This is a genomic window from Synechococcus sp. A15-60 (assembly GCF_014280095.1).
In the GTDB taxonomy this organism is placed as follows: Bacteria; Cyanobacteriota; Cyanobacteriia; order PCC-6307; family Cyanobiaceae; genus Synechococcus_C.
Genome location: NZ_CP047933.1, coordinates 402,717 through 416,534, shown reverse-complemented (window position 1 = coordinate 416,534; position 13,818 = coordinate 402,717). Strand labels below are relative to the sequence as shown.

Sequence of the window (13,818 nt, the reverse complement as noted above, 5' to 3'; positions counted from 1 at the left end):
AAACTCAATACACCGTCGTGCCGCAGACCATGGGAGCCGTGCTGCAGATCACCGCAACCGCCGCCGCTGAGTTGGGCCGCCAGGCCGCGGTTGCTGGCACCCCAGGTTTGATGCACCTCGATCTCACCAAGGGGCACTGCGAACAGAACGTGATTCGCCTGCAGCCAGGGCATCTCGCTGGCACTCCCGTTGCCCGGGCTGATGGCGTGACACTCCACGCCCCCGAAGCGCAGCTCAAATTGCTTGAAGGGCTGACCCTCGACTACCGAAGCGACATCAGCGGGGGAGGCTTTTTGATCCTCAGCAGTGATCAAGTGCGCTGCTGCGCCTGCGGAAGCGCCTTCAGCCGGATCTGAAAGGGACAGGGAAGGCGACCCGGTAAGGTGATGGATTGTCGAACCAGGTCGGATCTCCGGCCGCCACGCGACCGTCGATGCCAACCATCCAGCAACTGATCCGCACTGAGCGCCAGAGCTCTAAGGCGAAAACCAAATCACCCGCCCTGAAGGCCTGCCCCGAGCGCCGTGGCGTGTGCACCCGCGTGTACACCTCCACACCCAAAAAGCCCAATTCGGCCCTTCGCAAGGTGGCCCGTGTGCGCCTCACCTCCGGATTCGAGGTGACCGCTTACATCGGCGGCATTGGCCACAACCTTCAGGAGCACTCGGTGGTGCTGATCCGCGGTGGTCGTGTCAAAGATTTGCCTGGCGTGCGTTACCACATCATTCGCGGAACGCTTGACACCGCCGGTGTGAAGGACCGTCGCCAGTCCCGCTCGAAGTACGGAGCCAAGACTCCCAAGGAGTGATGCCATGCGGTCCTCATCGGGACCGCCCCGTAACCGTCACCCCCAACACCCTGTTCTTTATCCAGATTTGACAGTCCATGTCACGCCGTAACGCCGCCGTTAAGCGCCCGGTTCTTCCTGATCCTCAGTTCAACAACCGCCTCGCCACCATGCTGGTGGCTCGGTTGATGAAGCACGGCAAGAAGTCGACCGCACAGCGGATTCTTTCCGATGCGTTCAGCCTGATCGGCGAGCGGACCGGCGGTGACCCCATCGAACTATTCGAAACCGCTGTCAAGAACGCCACTCCTTTGGTTGAGGTGCGTGCACGTCGTGTTGGTGGTGCGACCTACCAGGTGCCCATGGAAGTGCGCCAGGAGCGGGGCACAGCCATGGCTCTGCGTTGGCTGGTGAGCTTCTCCCGTGCACGCAACGGCCGGAGCATGGCCCAGAAACTGGCTGGTGAACTGATGGACGCTGCCAACGAAGCGGGCAGCGCCGTTCGCAAGCGCGAAGAAACCCACAAAATGGCCGAGGCCAACAAGGCTTTCGCCCACTACCGCTACTGATTCCTTACAGGACAGCCATCAACACGAATGTTCATGGCTGACCTGTAGAGTCTCACCCGCCTTTTCACGCCCCACCCCGGAGAATTCCTGTGGCCCGCGACTTCCCCCTGGAACGCGTCAGAAATATCGGTATCGCCGCGCATATTGATGCTGGCAAAACCACCACGACAGAACGGATCCTGTTTTATTCGGGTGTGGTTCACAAGATCGGCGAGGTGCACGATGGCGCCGCAGTGACCGACTGGATGGCCCAGGAGCGTGAGCGTGGCATCACCATCACAGCTGCAGCCATCTCCACCAGCTGGAAGGATCACCGCATCAACATCATCGACACGCCTGGGCACGTTGACTTCACCATTGAGGTGGAGCGCTCGATGCGTGTGCTCGATGGAGTGATCGCCGTGTTCTGTGCTGTGGGCGGTGTTCAGCCCCAATCGGAAACCGTTTGGAGGCAAGCCGATCGCTATTCCGTTCCCCGGATGGTGTTCGTCAACAAAATGGACCGCACCGGTGCGGATTTTCTTAAGGTCCACGGCCAAATCAAAGATCGCCTTAAGGCCAACGCAGCACCGATACAGCTCCCCATCGGAGCTGAAGGGGAACTCAGCGGCATCATCGACCTCGTCGAGAACAAGGCACACATCTATAAAGATGACCTTGGACAGGACATCGAAGTGACCGATGTTCCTGAAGACATGAAGGATCAGGTTGAGGAATGGCGCAACTTCCTGATGGAAGCCGTCGCCGAGACCGATGAGGCCCTGATCGAGACGTTCCTGGAATCTGGCGAACTCAGCACTGAAGAGCTGAAGAAAGGCATCCGTGAAGGCGTGCTGAAGCATGGTTTGGTGCCGGTTCTCTGCGGTTCCGCCTTCAAGAACAAGGGCGTCCAGCTGGTTCTCGATGCCGTTGTCGATTACCTGCCTGCGCCGATCGACGTTCCTCCCATCCAAGGCGTGCTGCCCGATGGCAAGGAAGCCGTCCGTCCGTCCGACGACAGCGCACCCTTTAGCGCTCTGGCGTTCAAAGTCATGGCCGACCCCTATGGCAAGCTCACTTTCGTCCGGATGTATTCCGGCGTGCTCGAGAAAGGCAGCTATGTGCTCAACTCCACCAAGGGTGAGAAGGAGCGCATCTCCCGCCTCGTGGTGCTCAAGGCGGATGACCGCGAGGAAGTTGACGCCCTGCGCGCCGGCGATCTTGGTGCCGTGCTCGGACTGAAGAACACCACCACAGGTGACACCCTGTGTTCCTCTGACGCTCCGATCGTCCTGGAGACCCTGTTCATCCCTGAGCCTGTGATCTCTGTGGCTGTTGAGCCCAAGACCAAGGGCGACATGGAGAAGCTCTCCAAAGCGCTGGTTGCACTGGCTGAGGAAGATCCCACCTTCCGCGTCAACACCGATGCGGAAACTGGTCAGACCGTGATCGCCGGCATGGGCGAGCTGCACCTCGAGATTCTCGTGGACCGCATGCTGCGGGAATTCAAAGTGGAAGCCAACATCGGCGCTCCTCAGGTGTCCTATCGCGAAACCATCCGCAGCTCTGCTGGTGGTGAAGGCAAGTTCTCCCGTCAGACCGGTGGTAAGGGTCAGTACGGTCACGTTGTGATCGAAATGGAGCCCGGCGAGCCTGAATCCGGCTTCGAATTCGTCAACAAAATTGTTGGCGGCGTGGTCCCCAAGGAATTCATCAAGCCCTCTGAAATGGGCATGAAGGAAACCTGCGAGTCCGGCGTGATTGCCGGATTCCCCATGATCGACGTGAAAGTCACCATGGTCGATGGCTCATACCACGATGTGGACTCGTCGGAGATGGCGTTCAAGATCGCCGGCTCCATGGCTTTCAAAGATGCGGTCAAGAAGTGCAATCCTGTGCTTCTTGAACCGATGATGAAAGTTGAGGTCGAGGTCCCCGAGGATTTCCTCGGCTCGATCATCGGTGACCTGTCCTCCCGTCGAGGACAGGTTGAAGGTCAGGCAATTGACGATGGCACGTCGAAAGTCTCGGCCAAGGTGCCCCTGGCCGAGATGTTCGGCTACGCCACCGAGCTCCGATCCATGACCCAGGGTCGGGGTATTTTCTCGATGGAATTCAGCCACTATGAGGATGTTCCTCGCAATGTGGCCGAGGCCATCATCTCCAAGAATCAGGGCAATTCCTGATCTCTAAACACCCTTAATTCACCCCTCGATTCTTTACACAAATGGCACGCGAGAAGTTTGAAAGGAACAAGCCCCACGTCAACATCGGCACCATCGGCCACGTTGACCACGGCAAAACCACCCTCACCGCTGCGATCACCAACGTGCTCGCCAAGAAGGGTCAGGCAGAAGTGCAAAATTACGCCGACATCGACGGTGCTCCTGAGGAGCGTGAGCGCGGCATCACCATCAACACCGCCCACGTTGAGTACGAAACCGATAGCCGTCATTACGCCCACGTTGACTGCCCCGGTCACGCGGACTACGTGAAAAACATGATCACCGGTGCCGCCCAGATGGACGGCGCGATCCTGGTGTGTGCCGCCACCGACGGCCCCATGGCTCAAACCAAGGAGCACATCCTTCTGGCCAAGCAGGTGGGTGTTCCCGCACTGGTGGTTGCACTGAACAAGTGCGACATGGTCGATGACGAGGAGATCATCGAGCTGGTGGAAATGGAGATCCGCGAGCTGCTCTCCAGCTACGACTTCCCCGGCGATGACATCCCCGTGGTGCAGGTCTCCGGCCTGAAGGCCATCGAAGGCGAAGCCGAGTGGGAAGCCAAGATCGAAGAGCTGATGGCGGCTGTTGACGCCAACATCCCCGAGCCCGAGCGTGAGGTTGACAAGCCTTTCCTGATGGCCGTTGAAGACGTCTTCTCCATCACCGGTCGGGGCACCGTGGCCACCGGCCGGATCGAGCGTGGCATCGTCAAGGTCGGCGAAGAAATCGAAATCGTCGGCATCAAGGACACCCGCAAGACCACCGTCACCGGTGTTGAGATGTTCCGCAAGCTGCTCGACGAGGGTATGGCTGGCGACAATGTTGGTCTCCTGCTCCGCGGCATCCAGAAGGAAGACATCGAGCGCGGCATGGTGCTCGTGAAGCCCGGCTCCATCACACCTCACACCAAGTTCGAGGGTCAGGTGTACGTGCTGAAGAAGGAAGAGGGTGGTCGCCACACCCCCTTCTTCGCTGGTTACCGCCCGCAGTTCTACATCCGTACAACGGACGTGACCGGTCAGATCACCGCCTTCACTGCCGAAGACGGCAGCAACGTTGAAATGGTGATGCCTGGTGACAACATCCAGATGACCGGCGAACTGATCTGCCCCGTAGCCATCGAGCAAGGCATGCGCTTCGCCATCCGCGAGGGCGGCCGCACCATTGGTGCCGGCGTGGTCTCCAAGATCATCGAGTGATCTGAGTCCCAGATCTCTGAGGGTGGTCCGGTTCCGGCCGGGCCATCCCTTACTATTTTTTGATCGAGTCGAACTGTCTGATTGACATTCGATCTGCACCTCGACAATCCACCTTTCGTCATCTCCTTCGGAGATTTCTTCGCGCTTCATGTCCACTGCCATCGCTCAGCAGAAGATCCGCATCCGCCTCAAAGCGTTTGACCGCCGCATGCTGGATCTGTCCTGCGACAAAATCATTGAAACGGCTGACAACACAGCAGCGACTGCTATCGGCCCGATCCCTCTTCCCACGAAGCGCAAGATCTACTGCGTGCTCCGCTCCCCCCACGTCGACAAAGACTCCCGTGAGCACTTCGAGACGCGCACCCACCGCCGCATCATCGACATCTACAGCCCGTCTGCCAAGACGATTGATGCCCTGATGAAGCTGGATCTGCCCAGTGGCGTTGACATCGAAGTGAAGCTCTGAGCCGAGCACAAAGCCCCGATCAGCTGCCTAGGATCTCTCCCTTCGATTGTTTCCTGCGTGGCTGATCTGTCCGTCAGAGAACTGCCTCTCTTTCCTCTGCCGGATGTCGTTCTATTTCCAAGCGACGTTCTGCCGCTGCACATCTTCGAGTCGCGCTACCGAATGATGCTGCAGAGCGTCCTCGAAACCGATCGACGTTTTGGAGTGGTGCGTTGGGATCCCCGCAGCCAGAGCATGGCCCCGATCGGCTGCTGCGCGGAAGTGATTCAACACCAGACCGGCGAGGACGGCCGGAGCAACATCATCACGCTGGGCCAACAGCGATTCAGAGTGCTGAACGTCACCCGTGAAACTCCGTTCCGAAGTGCCATGGTCAGCTGGATCGAAGACGATCCGGAAGACAACATCGATGCTTTGCACACGCTCACTGAATCGGTGACCACCGCCCTCCGTGATGTGGTCGAGCTCACAGGCAAGCTCACCGACTCTCCCACCGCACTGCCGGAAGACCTTCCTGATCTACCTCGGGAATTGTCGTTCTGGATCGGTGCACATCTCGGCGGCCCCGTGGCCGATCAACAGCAGGAACTGCTGGAACTCACTTGCACCCGCACCAGGCTCGAACAGGAGTTCGAAATGCTCGATGAAACGCGGCGTCAGCTCGCGGCTCGCACGGTGCTGCGCGACACCCTTTCCTCCGCCGATTCCGGCAACGACGGTTGATGTCTTTCCCCACTTTCCTTGCCCCAACTGCCGTTGGGATTGCTGCAGCTGCCGGCATATACGCACTCTGGACGCGCCGCAACCGGGCCTACCACTCCAGCGAAAGCGTGGCCTCCGCCTACGACGCCTGGACCGACGATCGATTACTGGAAACCCTCTGGGGTGAGCATGTCCATCTCGGGCATTACGGCAATCCGCCGAGACGTCGTGATTTCAGGCGTGCCAAGGCTGATTTCGTGCATGAACTCGTGCACTGGAGTGGATTGGATCGGCTGCCGCCGGGTTCCAAGGTGGTGGACGTGGGCTGTGGCATTGGCGGCAGCGCCAGAATCCTGGCTCGCGACTATGGCTTTGATGTGCTCGGCATCAGCATCAGCCCGGCCCAAATCCGACGAGCCACCGAATTGACTCCGGAGGGGCTGTCCTGCCGCTTCGCCGTGATGGATGCCCTGGATCTGAACCTCGCCGATGGCGAATTCGATGGCGTTTGGAGTGTTGAAGCAGGTCCTCACATGCCTGACAAACAACGCTTCGCCGATGAGTTGCTCCGAGTGCTCAAGCCCGGAGGGGCATTGGCCGTCGCCGACTGGAACCGCCGCGACCCTCGCGACGGTGCCCTTGATTCACGGGAACGCTGGGTGATGCATCAGTTGCTGACCCAATGGGCTCATCCGGAATTTGCCAGCATCCCTGGGTTCCAGCACAACCTGGAATGCAGTGATCAACGTCGCGGCCTGGTCGACACCAGCGACTGGACGGAATCCACGCTGCCATCCTGGAATGATTCCATCCTTGAAGGTTTTCGCCGACCGGCGGCCGTGCTCAGACTCGGACCACCCGCCGTGCTGCAGGGATTGCGGGAAACACCGACCCTGATGCTGATGCGCTGGGCCTTCGCGCGGGGGATGATGCAGTTCGGGGTGTTCCGCCTCAACCCTGATCAACTGAGCTCAGAGCTGGGGTAAGCACCAAAATCCGCCAGGTGCTCGCAGAGCGGTTCAAGGCGGCTCGCCAGTTGGGTCAGCGCTGCTGCAGAGTTCTCGGCTGGAAGTTCCACATCAACGAAAAATACGTACTCACCAAGTTCACGCTTCGAGGGACGTGACTCGATCCGGCTCATATTGAGCCCTAAACCCGCGATGGCCTGGAGTGCCTCAATGAGAGCACCAGGCGCATTCCGATGCAGCGAGAACGCCAAACTTGCGACTTGTCCCTCCCGTAGTGGCTCTCCTCGGAAGAGGAGCAAAAACCGTGTGCAATTGCCTGCCACATCGTTGATGGGGAAGGCGAGTTGATCGAGCTCCTGATGCTCGCCCACCGCTCGATCCGCAATCGCCGCTCTGAAGCGACTGCCCTTCACCATCCGGGCGGCTTCGGCTGTCGAAGTGGTGGGCAACTGCAGCGCCTGTGGCAGATGCGTGGCCAGCCAACCGCTGCATTGCGCCAAAGCCTGTGGGTGCGACAGCACTTCGCTAATGCCCTCCAGAGTGCCACTGCTCAGCAGCGCATGACGAATGGGCAACACCAGAGCGCGGCGGATGCAGAGCTCACGATGGGTCCAGAGCGCATCCAAGCTGGCAGTAACCCCTCCCTCGACCGAGTTCTCAACAGGCACGACGGCGGCCTCGCAGCGGCCATCTGCCACGTGCTCCACCACCGCCCGCAATCCGGTGCAAGCCACAAGATCAGCATCGCCGAGCTGCTCCAACTGCAGCATTGCTTTGGCAGCCCGCTCGCCATAGGTGCCCTTCGGCCCTAGAAACGCCACCCGCATCGGCATGGATCCCTGCACTCGCATCGATAGGATCATGCCGTGTCAGCACAAGGGGCATGAGCCTGGCCTTCCGCGCCAGACAGCATCTCGATCTGCCGGTTGCGAATCAGACGGACCGCCTGCGCCGCTACCTGCAGGAAGAGGACCGCGTGATCAAGGCCTTGCTGGATCCCCAGCAACTGGAAGCAACCGGCCCCTCGCGGTATCGCTACACGGTGACGACCCTGCAGGTGTTTCAACTTCAGGTCGCACCCGTGGTCTCCCTGAAAACTGAGTGCGGAGACGGATCGATTTCCATTCAGGCGTTAGACGCCACATTGCAGGGGTTGGGTCTGGTGGACGATTTTCAGCTGAGCTTGGAAGCCGTGCTGGAAGTCAGCGATCAGGGGTTGCAGGGTGAAGCCCGACTGGGCGTCACCGTGAGCCAGCCACCGCTGCTGAAACTGATTCCAAAACGTGTTTTGGAGAGCACCGGTGAGTCGATTCTCAACGGCATCCTGGTAACGATCAAGGGCCGGGTGGGCCGGCAACTGGTCAGAGATTTTCAAGATTGGTGTGCCCAATCTCCGCATCAAGAGGCGGGGCTCAATGAGGCCCGGTCATGAAGCCGGCAAGACTTTGCTGAGAAAGCTTTGGCGATGCATCGGCGTCGGCCCTGCCTCGAGCAGCGCCGCCCGGTGGCGGGCTGTGCCATAACCAGCATGACGCTCCAACCCATACCCGGGAAAACGCAGCGCCATGCGGCGGATCAGGGCATCGCGCGCTTCTTTGGCCAGCACACTGGCTGCAGCGATTGAGGCTTCTTTGCTGTCTCCACGGACAATGGTGCGCTGTGCACCAGGCCAGAGGCGCAGGGGGAGAACACCATCGACGAGCACCAGATCCGGCGCTTTCGGAAGGCGTTGGAGGGCCCGCAACATCGCCAGCTCCGTCGCGACACGAATGCCACGGGCATCCACTTCACGCGCTGATGCTTGACCAAGGGCCCAAACCATGGCCCGGGCTTGAATTTCCGGAACCAGTGCCGCACGTCGTTTCGGAGACAGCGCTTTGCTGTCGGTCAGTCCAAGATCAGAAAGCGCTTCGGCGGCTTTAGGGGTGAGGCACACCGCGCCAGCAAAGACGGGACCGAACCAACAGCCACGACCAACCTCATCAACACCAACGATCACTCCATGACGGCCGAAGAGCGACGCCGGCGGCGACCAGGACGCGCTTCAGCTGGAGGCATCTCGGGCTCTGCAACAGCCACGGCGACAGGTTCCTGGGCCGCAACAGCCGCCGGAGTGGGTTCCGGTGGCAGCTCGATGAGGGGGGCCACTTCCAGGGGTGTGATCTCCACCAACAACGGCTTCTCGTCCGCGCGCGCAGCGATGGGTTCAGGTGCTGACGTGGGGGATGCAGAAGCAGTGCGCGCGCTGCCTCGACCACCACGATTGCCGCGACGCCGGCGACGCCCAGAACCTGCGGCCAGTTGCTGACGCGCATCTTCAAGCACAGTGTCGGCATCCTCCCCAGGTCGCACAACGCGAACCATCAAGTTGTCGTTCTCTGGCGGGGGATCCAGAAGCAACATAGGATTCAGGCCGAGCCAGCCGTACACCTTTTCCTGATCGTCATCCATCGGAACGGCCACCAGTTCTGGATCCTGGCGACGGGTGGCAGCTGCGGGTTCCGTCGCCTCCGTGCTGGATTCGCCAGCAACCTGAGCGTCCAGGGGTGCTTCCGCTGGGCTCACTGCTTCAGACGCAGCTCCTACACGACCACGGCCACCGCGACGACGGCGCCCTCCACCGGTCTCAGATGGAGCAGAGACCTCCGCTCGTGCAGAGGCTGCCGACCGCACCAAGCCGGTCGCGGTCGCCAGAGGCTGCAGGAGATCTTTACCGGGCAGCACCGCCACGTGGCCCAGTCCGCCGCAGCTCGGGCACGCGCGCCCAAACAGCTCATAAATGTTCTGACCCTGGCGCTTGCGTGTCAGCTCCACAAGCCCCAGCTCCGTAAGCTGCGCAATTTGAGGGCGCGCGGAATCATCACGGATCGCGGTCGTGAAATGCTCCAAAAGCTGGAGCTGATCCCGGCGGGAATCCATATCGATGAAGTCGACGATGATCACCCCACCGATATTGCGGAGCTTCAGCTGCCGGCCGATCTCAGCAGCCGCCTCACAGTTGGTCCAAAGAACCGTCTCACGCGCATTCGCGGACCGGGTGAACGATCCCGAATTGACATCGATCACCGTGAGCGCCTCGGTGGGCTCGATGATCACGTAGCCGCCTGAAGGGAGATCAACCCGCGGCTTGAGCGCATCACGGATCGCGGCGTTCACCTTGAAGTGCTCCAGCAGCTCATCGGATTCGCTGTGCGCTTCCACTAACACGTTGGCGCCTTCCTGACCGAGGAAGCTGGTCACCCGCTCAACGGCATCCGCTTCATCGACCACCACGCGCACCAGATCAGGACCAATGTGGTCCCGAAGGATGCGGTGAATGAAATCCTCATCTCGGTTGAGCAGAACAGGGGGGGATGCCGTTTCCGCTGCTTTCTGGATGGCTTCCCACTGACGAAGCAGTGACTCCAGGTCGTCGATCAGCAGATCTTCGCTGATTCCCTCAGCTTCGGTGCGAATCAGGAGGCCTGCGCCCGGTGGCTTGATCAGAACACCGAGGGCACGCAAACGGTTGCGCTCCCCCTCAGCACCAATCCGACGGGAGATGTTCACGCCCTGTCCGCTCGGTTGCAGCACGAGGTAGCGCCCCGGCAGAGCAAGATTGCCGGTCAGACGCGGGCCCTTGGTGCCGGTGGGCTCCTTCATCACCTGAACCAGCACCTTCTGGCGAGGCTCCAGCAGTTCTGTAATTCCTGCCGCCCCTTTCCTGAGACGCAGCGGACCGAGATCCGTGACGTGAATAAAACCGTTCTTTTCACTCTCGCCGATGTTCACGAAAGCGGCGTCGATGCCCGGCAGAACGTTCTCCACTGTGCCGAGATACACATCGCCGATTTGATAGCGGCCCTGCGCCACGATCAGTTCATCAACGCGGTCATCAGACAGAACTGCCGCGATGCGCAGCTGCTCGGCGATGACGATTTGTTGGGGCATAAACAGGAACTGACGCAGCCCGTCAGGACAAATGCCGTTCAACGGACCAACTGGGCCGTTAAACGGAGGAAATTGAAATTGCTTCTGGAAAGGACCCGCAGGTCGCAATGGCACGGAGTGAAACACTCCTATGGTCGATCCGCTGCAGCGCTGTGACGCCGGCTGGAACGAAGGCTCAGACCTCTCGTTCCAAACAATGAATGGGACAAGAAGACCGGGACGCATCCATGGCTCAAGCCTCTGGATTGAAGTCCTGACCCGAATTTAACATTGCAGCAGGGTGAGCTCCATCCGTCGCACGCGCGACAGTGACAACTCAAAACCCAGCTGGCAAGCCAACCAGCTTTGCAGCTGCGCTGGTTTGAGGCTGCGGCCCTGAGAATCAATGGCAGCGATCAACTCGAGCTCGGCAGCGCATGGCTCAGCAGCAGGGTTGTCAGCGATCAGTTCCACGAGGCTGAGGCTTTGGAGCAGCCCCCGCATGTCGCGGCGACGCGGTCGTCCTTTCTTATCGGTGTCCTCCCAGATCAGCTCCCGCAGATCGAGCAGATCACGGATGGCCTGCTGCCAGAGAGAACCCCCATCCGACGGCGCATTGAGAGTGCCGCTGAGCACAAAGCGCCACCGACTGGCCTGGAGCTGCTGCGAGAGCTTGGGTGACGACACCGGCACCTCCTGAACCTCCAGCAGGCGCAGTCCTGGCGGCAGTGCCTTTTGCCAACGTTCCATCACCTCGGCGGGAGGCATGGGCTCGAGGAACTCAAGGTCCATCCATTCCCCTTCCGCCTCAACACCCAAAGGCAAAGCCAGGGCCAACTGCAGGCGGGGCAAGGGGTGGAAGCCACCGGTGAAGCTCACCGGTAATTCACTGCGACGCAGGGCGCGTTCCAGCAATCGCACCAGATCGAGGTGACTCAGCAGGGCCATGGCCCCAGTTTTGCTGAAGCGAAAACGTAGACGGCAGACCCGTTCACTCGGAGGGGCTTGCTGGGCAACAGCACCGGGCACCGGAGGTGGAGGCACCACCACGTTGTGCCCCAGATCAGACCCACAAACCCCACAACTGCTGCATCCTTCGAAGGAGCAGTCAGGCACCACAGTGGCCGCTAGAGCCTGCTGAAGATCCTCCGCCAGCCAGGCCTTGTCGATGCCGCTGTTGATGTGATCCCAGGGCAGAGGCTGAGCACAGAATCCTTTGAGATCCTCTCGTTCCAGAGCAGCCACAGCAGCCCAGCCACCCAGCTCCATCTGGCGATAACGCCCGTCCAAACCGGCCGCTGCGATGGCACCTGTCCAAGCTTCATAGGTGCGATCGAGCGCCTCGAACCAGGCGTCCATTCCGGCACCTGCGCGCCAGGCGGCCTCGATCACGGGCGCCAGACGTCGGTCACCGCGCCCGATGAAATCCTCCATGGCCGAGAGACGGACATCGGTGAAGTTGAAGCGCACACCCCGCAATCGCCGTCCGGCGTCCCTGAGCAACTGCTGGCGCCGGATGAATTCCGCCGTCGACACGCTGTGCCACTGAAATGGCGTATGCGGCTTTGGTGTGAAGTTGCTGATGGTGATGTTGAGGCTCAGGCGCCCCAGATCCCTGCACCGCTCTTGCAGCATCCGGCAGGTCTCTGCAATACCCAGCACATCGGCATCCGTTTCCCCGGGAAGGCCGATCATGAAATAGAGCTTGACCTTGCGAAATCCGTTCTGCATCGCCGTTCGGATCCCCTGCAACAGGTCGTCATCGGTGAGGCCCTTGTTGACGATGTCGCGGAGGCGTTGCGTGCCTGCTTCGGGCGCAAAGGTCAGCCCTGCCTGACGCGCGCCACCAAGAATATGGGCAATGTCTTGATCAAAGCGATCCACCCGTTGGCTAGGCAGCTGCAGGGTGACATTGCGGTCCGCAAGTCTGTTGCGGAGCTCAACACCAACGGCAGGCAGGGCCAGGTAATCACTGCAGCTGAGCGACAGCAGCGAGAAATCGCTGTAGCCGGTTTTGCGCATACCGGTCTCCACGGCCTCGATCACCGCCTCCGGCTCCACATCGCGGGCAGGGCGGGTCAGCATTCCTGGCTGACAGAACCGGCAGCCACGGGTGCAGCCGCGACGGATCTCCACGGTGAGCCGGTCATGCACCGTCTCCACATGAGGCACAAGACCCATGGCGTAATGGGGCATCGGCGTTGCCACCCGCCGCAACACCCTCGGAGGCAGGCCTGGTTCCAAGGGTTCGATGGTGACTCCGTCCGCCCCGGGGGCATAGAGCGAGGGCACATAGACCCCTGGCACCAAAGCAAGGTCGCGCAACAAGTCCGAGCGACTCAGCCCCGCCTCTTTCCCCTCCGCCAGCACAAGCCCAATCTCAGGCAGCAGTTCTTCACCGTCACCAAGCACGATGAAATCGAAGAACGCGGCATAGGGCTCCGGATTGCTGGTGGCCGTGGGGCCCCCAGCGAAGATCAGCGGCGGAGCGTCAGGGTCACCCAAAGGTCGATCACCGCGATCCGCGGCACGAATCGGCACCCTGCAGAGATCCAGCATCTGCAGGATGTTGGTGGCACCCAGCTCATAACTGAGGCTGAAGCCCAGGATGTCGAAGGCATTCAACGGCCAACGGCTTTCCACACCGAAGAGTGCTTGATCACGCTCCTTCAAACGTTGAGCCAGATCGGCGGCAGGGAGATAGGCCCGATCACACACTTGGCCGGGAAGGGCATTGAGGATCGAATAGAGAATGATGTGCCCGAGGTTGCTGGAGCCCACCTCGTAGATCTCGGGGTAGGTGAGCGCCCAGCGCACGCGTGCTCCTTGCCAGTCACGGGGCTCCACACCGAGTTCATGGCCCATGTAGCGGGCTGGCCGGTTGATGCCGGCATCCACAAGGGCGTCGAACGCGACCGGTGCGATGGATGGGTTCAGAGCGACGGTCACGTTGTGCCGACCCGGCTCACTGCATCGTATGTAGGAGGATGCCCGCAACACAGCGGCTT

13 protein-coding genes are annotated in these 13,818 nt (G+C 60.6%); 9 read left to right on the top strand and 4 right to left on the bottom strand.

Annotation, left to right across the window (positions count from 1 at the left end; translation table 11 throughout):
- The first annotated feature begins 29 nt into the window (after positions 1-29).
- The 8 genes from SynA1560_RS01995 to SynA1560_RS01960 all read left to right on the top strand — a co-directional run bounded on the left by SynA1560_RS01995 (position 30) and on the right by SynA1560_RS01960 (position 6,919).
- Positions 30-356, top strand: a complete 327-nt coding sequence (locus SynA1560_RS01995) for an AIR synthase (protein WP_186470952.1) — start codon at positions 30-32, stop codon at positions 354-356.
- A gap of 77 nt (positions 357-433) precedes the next feature.
- Positions 434-808, top strand: coding sequence for a 30S ribosomal protein S12 (gene rpsL / locus SynA1560_RS01990; RefSeq protein ID WP_186470043.1), 375 nt, complete (start codon positions 434-436; stop codon positions 806-808).
- A gap of 77 nt (positions 809-885) precedes the next feature.
- On the top strand, positions 886-1,356 hold the full coding sequence (gene rpsG / locus SynA1560_RS01985; protein ID WP_011932305.1) for a 30S ribosomal protein S7: 471 nt from the start codon (positions 886-888) through the stop codon (positions 1,354-1,356).
- A gap of 89 nt (positions 1,357-1,445) precedes the next feature.
- Positions 1,446-3,521: an elongation factor G gene (fusA, locus tag SynA1560_RS01980; protein WP_186470042.1), complete on the top strand. Its 2,076-nt coding sequence runs from the start codon at positions 1,446-1,448 to the stop codon at positions 3,519-3,521.
- A gap of 41 nt (positions 3,522-3,562) precedes the next feature.
- Positions 3,563-4,762 carry an elongation factor Tu gene (gene tuf, locus SynA1560_RS01975; protein ID WP_186470041.1) on the top strand — a complete coding sequence of 400 codons (1,200 nt, stop codon included), beginning with the start codon at positions 3,563-3,565 and terminating at the stop codon, positions 4,760-4,762.
- A gap of 148 nt (positions 4,763-4,910) precedes the next feature.
- Positions 4,911-5,231, top strand: coding sequence for a 30S ribosomal protein S10 (gene rpsJ, locus SynA1560_RS01970; protein WP_006042265.1), 321 nt, complete (start codon positions 4,911-4,913; stop codon positions 5,229-5,231).
- Positions 5,232-5,288: 57 nt separating this feature from the next.
- Positions 5,289-5,954: an LON peptidase substrate-binding domain-containing protein gene (locus tag SynA1560_RS01965; RefSeq protein WP_186470040.1), complete on the top strand. Its 666-nt coding sequence runs from the start codon at positions 5,289-5,291 to the stop codon at positions 5,952-5,954.
- The gene (locus SynA1560_RS01960; RefSeq protein ID WP_186470039.1) at positions 5,954-6,919 is read left to right on the top strand and encodes a methyltransferase domain-containing protein; all 966 of its coding nucleotides are present in this window, start codon (positions 5,954-5,956) and stop codon (positions 6,917-6,919) included. Before SynA1560_RS01965 ends, SynA1560_RS01960 begins: the two co-directional genes overlap by 1 nt.
- Here the strand turns inward: SynA1560_RS01960 and pheA are convergent.
- Positions 6,895-7,734 carry a prephenate dehydratase gene (gene pheA, locus SynA1560_RS01955; RefSeq protein ID WP_186470951.1) on the bottom strand — a complete coding sequence of 280 codons (840 nt, stop codon included), beginning with the start codon at positions 7,732-7,734 and terminating at the stop codon, positions 6,895-6,897. The genes SynA1560_RS01960 and pheA overlap by 25 nt on opposite strands.
- Before the next feature lie 50 nt (positions 7,735-7,784).
- Between pheA and SynA1560_RS01950 the strand changes: the two genes are divergently transcribed.
- The gene (locus SynA1560_RS01950; RefSeq protein ID WP_186501063.1) at positions 7,785-8,333 is read left to right on the top strand and encodes a DUF1997 domain-containing protein; all 549 of its coding nucleotides are present in this window, start codon (positions 7,785-7,787) and stop codon (positions 8,331-8,333) included.
- Here SynA1560_RS01950 and SynA1560_RS01945 read toward each other — a convergent pair.
- The 3 genes from SynA1560_RS01945 to SynA1560_RS01935 all read right to left on the bottom strand — a co-directional run bounded on the left by SynA1560_RS01945 (position 8,328) and on the right by SynA1560_RS01935 (position 13,675).
- Positions 8,328-8,900: a ribonuclease HII gene (locus SynA1560_RS01945; protein WP_186501062.1), complete on the bottom strand. Its 573-nt coding sequence runs from the start codon at positions 8,898-8,900 to the stop codon at positions 8,328-8,330. The genes SynA1560_RS01950 and SynA1560_RS01945 overlap by 6 nt on opposite strands.
- Positions 8,897-10,831 (bottom strand): Rne/Rng family ribonuclease, encoded by a 1,935-nt coding sequence (locus tag SynA1560_RS01940; RefSeq protein ID WP_186501061.1) that lies wholly within the window; start codon positions 10,829-10,831, stop codon positions 8,897-8,899. The genes SynA1560_RS01945 and SynA1560_RS01940 overlap by 4 nt, the downstream gene beginning before the upstream one ends.
- A gap of 264 nt (positions 10,832-11,095) precedes the next feature.
- The gene (locus SynA1560_RS01935) at positions 11,096-13,675 is read right to left on the bottom strand and encodes a TIGR03960 family B12-binding radical SAM protein (protein WP_370523206.1); all 2,580 of its coding nucleotides are present in this window, start codon (positions 13,673-13,675) and stop codon (positions 11,096-11,098) included.
- Positions 13,676-13,818: the final 143 nt, after the last annotated feature.

Excerpts from the sequence above, each read along its gene's own strand:
- SynA1560_RS01995 (WP_186470952.1), top strand. The coding sequence starts at position 30 with ATGGGAGCCGTGCTGCAGATCACCGCAACCGCCGCCGCTGAGTTGGGC.
- rpsL (WP_186470043.1), top strand. The coding sequence starts at position 434 with ATGCCAACCATCCAGCAACTGATCCGCACTGAGCGCCAGAGCTCTAAG.
- rpsG (WP_011932305.1), top strand. The coding sequence starts at position 886 with ATGTCACGCCGTAACGCCGCCGTTAAGCGCCCGGTTCTTCCTGATCCT.
- tuf (WP_186470041.1), top strand. The coding sequence starts at position 3,563 with ATGGCACGCGAGAAGTTTGAAAGGAACAAGCCCCACGTCAACATCGGC.
- rpsJ (WP_006042265.1), top strand. The coding sequence starts at position 4,911 with ATGTCCACTGCCATCGCTCAGCAGAAGATCCGCATCCGCCTCAAAGCG.
- SynA1560_RS01960 (WP_186470039.1), top strand. The coding sequence starts at position 5,954 with ATGTCTTTCCCCACTTTCCTTGCCCCAACTGCCGTTGGGATTGCTGCA.
- pheA (WP_186470951.1), bottom strand. The coding sequence starts at position 7,734 with ATGCCGATGCGGGTGGCGTTTCTAGGGCCGAAGGGCACCTATGGCGAG.
- SynA1560_RS01950 (WP_186501063.1), top strand. The coding sequence starts at position 7,785 with ATGAGCCTGGCCTTCCGCGCCAGACAGCATCTCGATCTGCCGGTTGCG.
- SynA1560_RS01940 (WP_186501061.1), bottom strand. The coding sequence starts at position 10,831 with ATGCCCCAACAAATCGTCATCGCCGAGCAGCTGCGCATCGCGGCAGTT.
- SynA1560_RS01935 (WP_370523206.1), bottom strand. The coding sequence starts at position 13,675 with ATGGGCCATGAACTCGGTGTGGAGCCCCGTGACTGGCAAGGAGCACGC.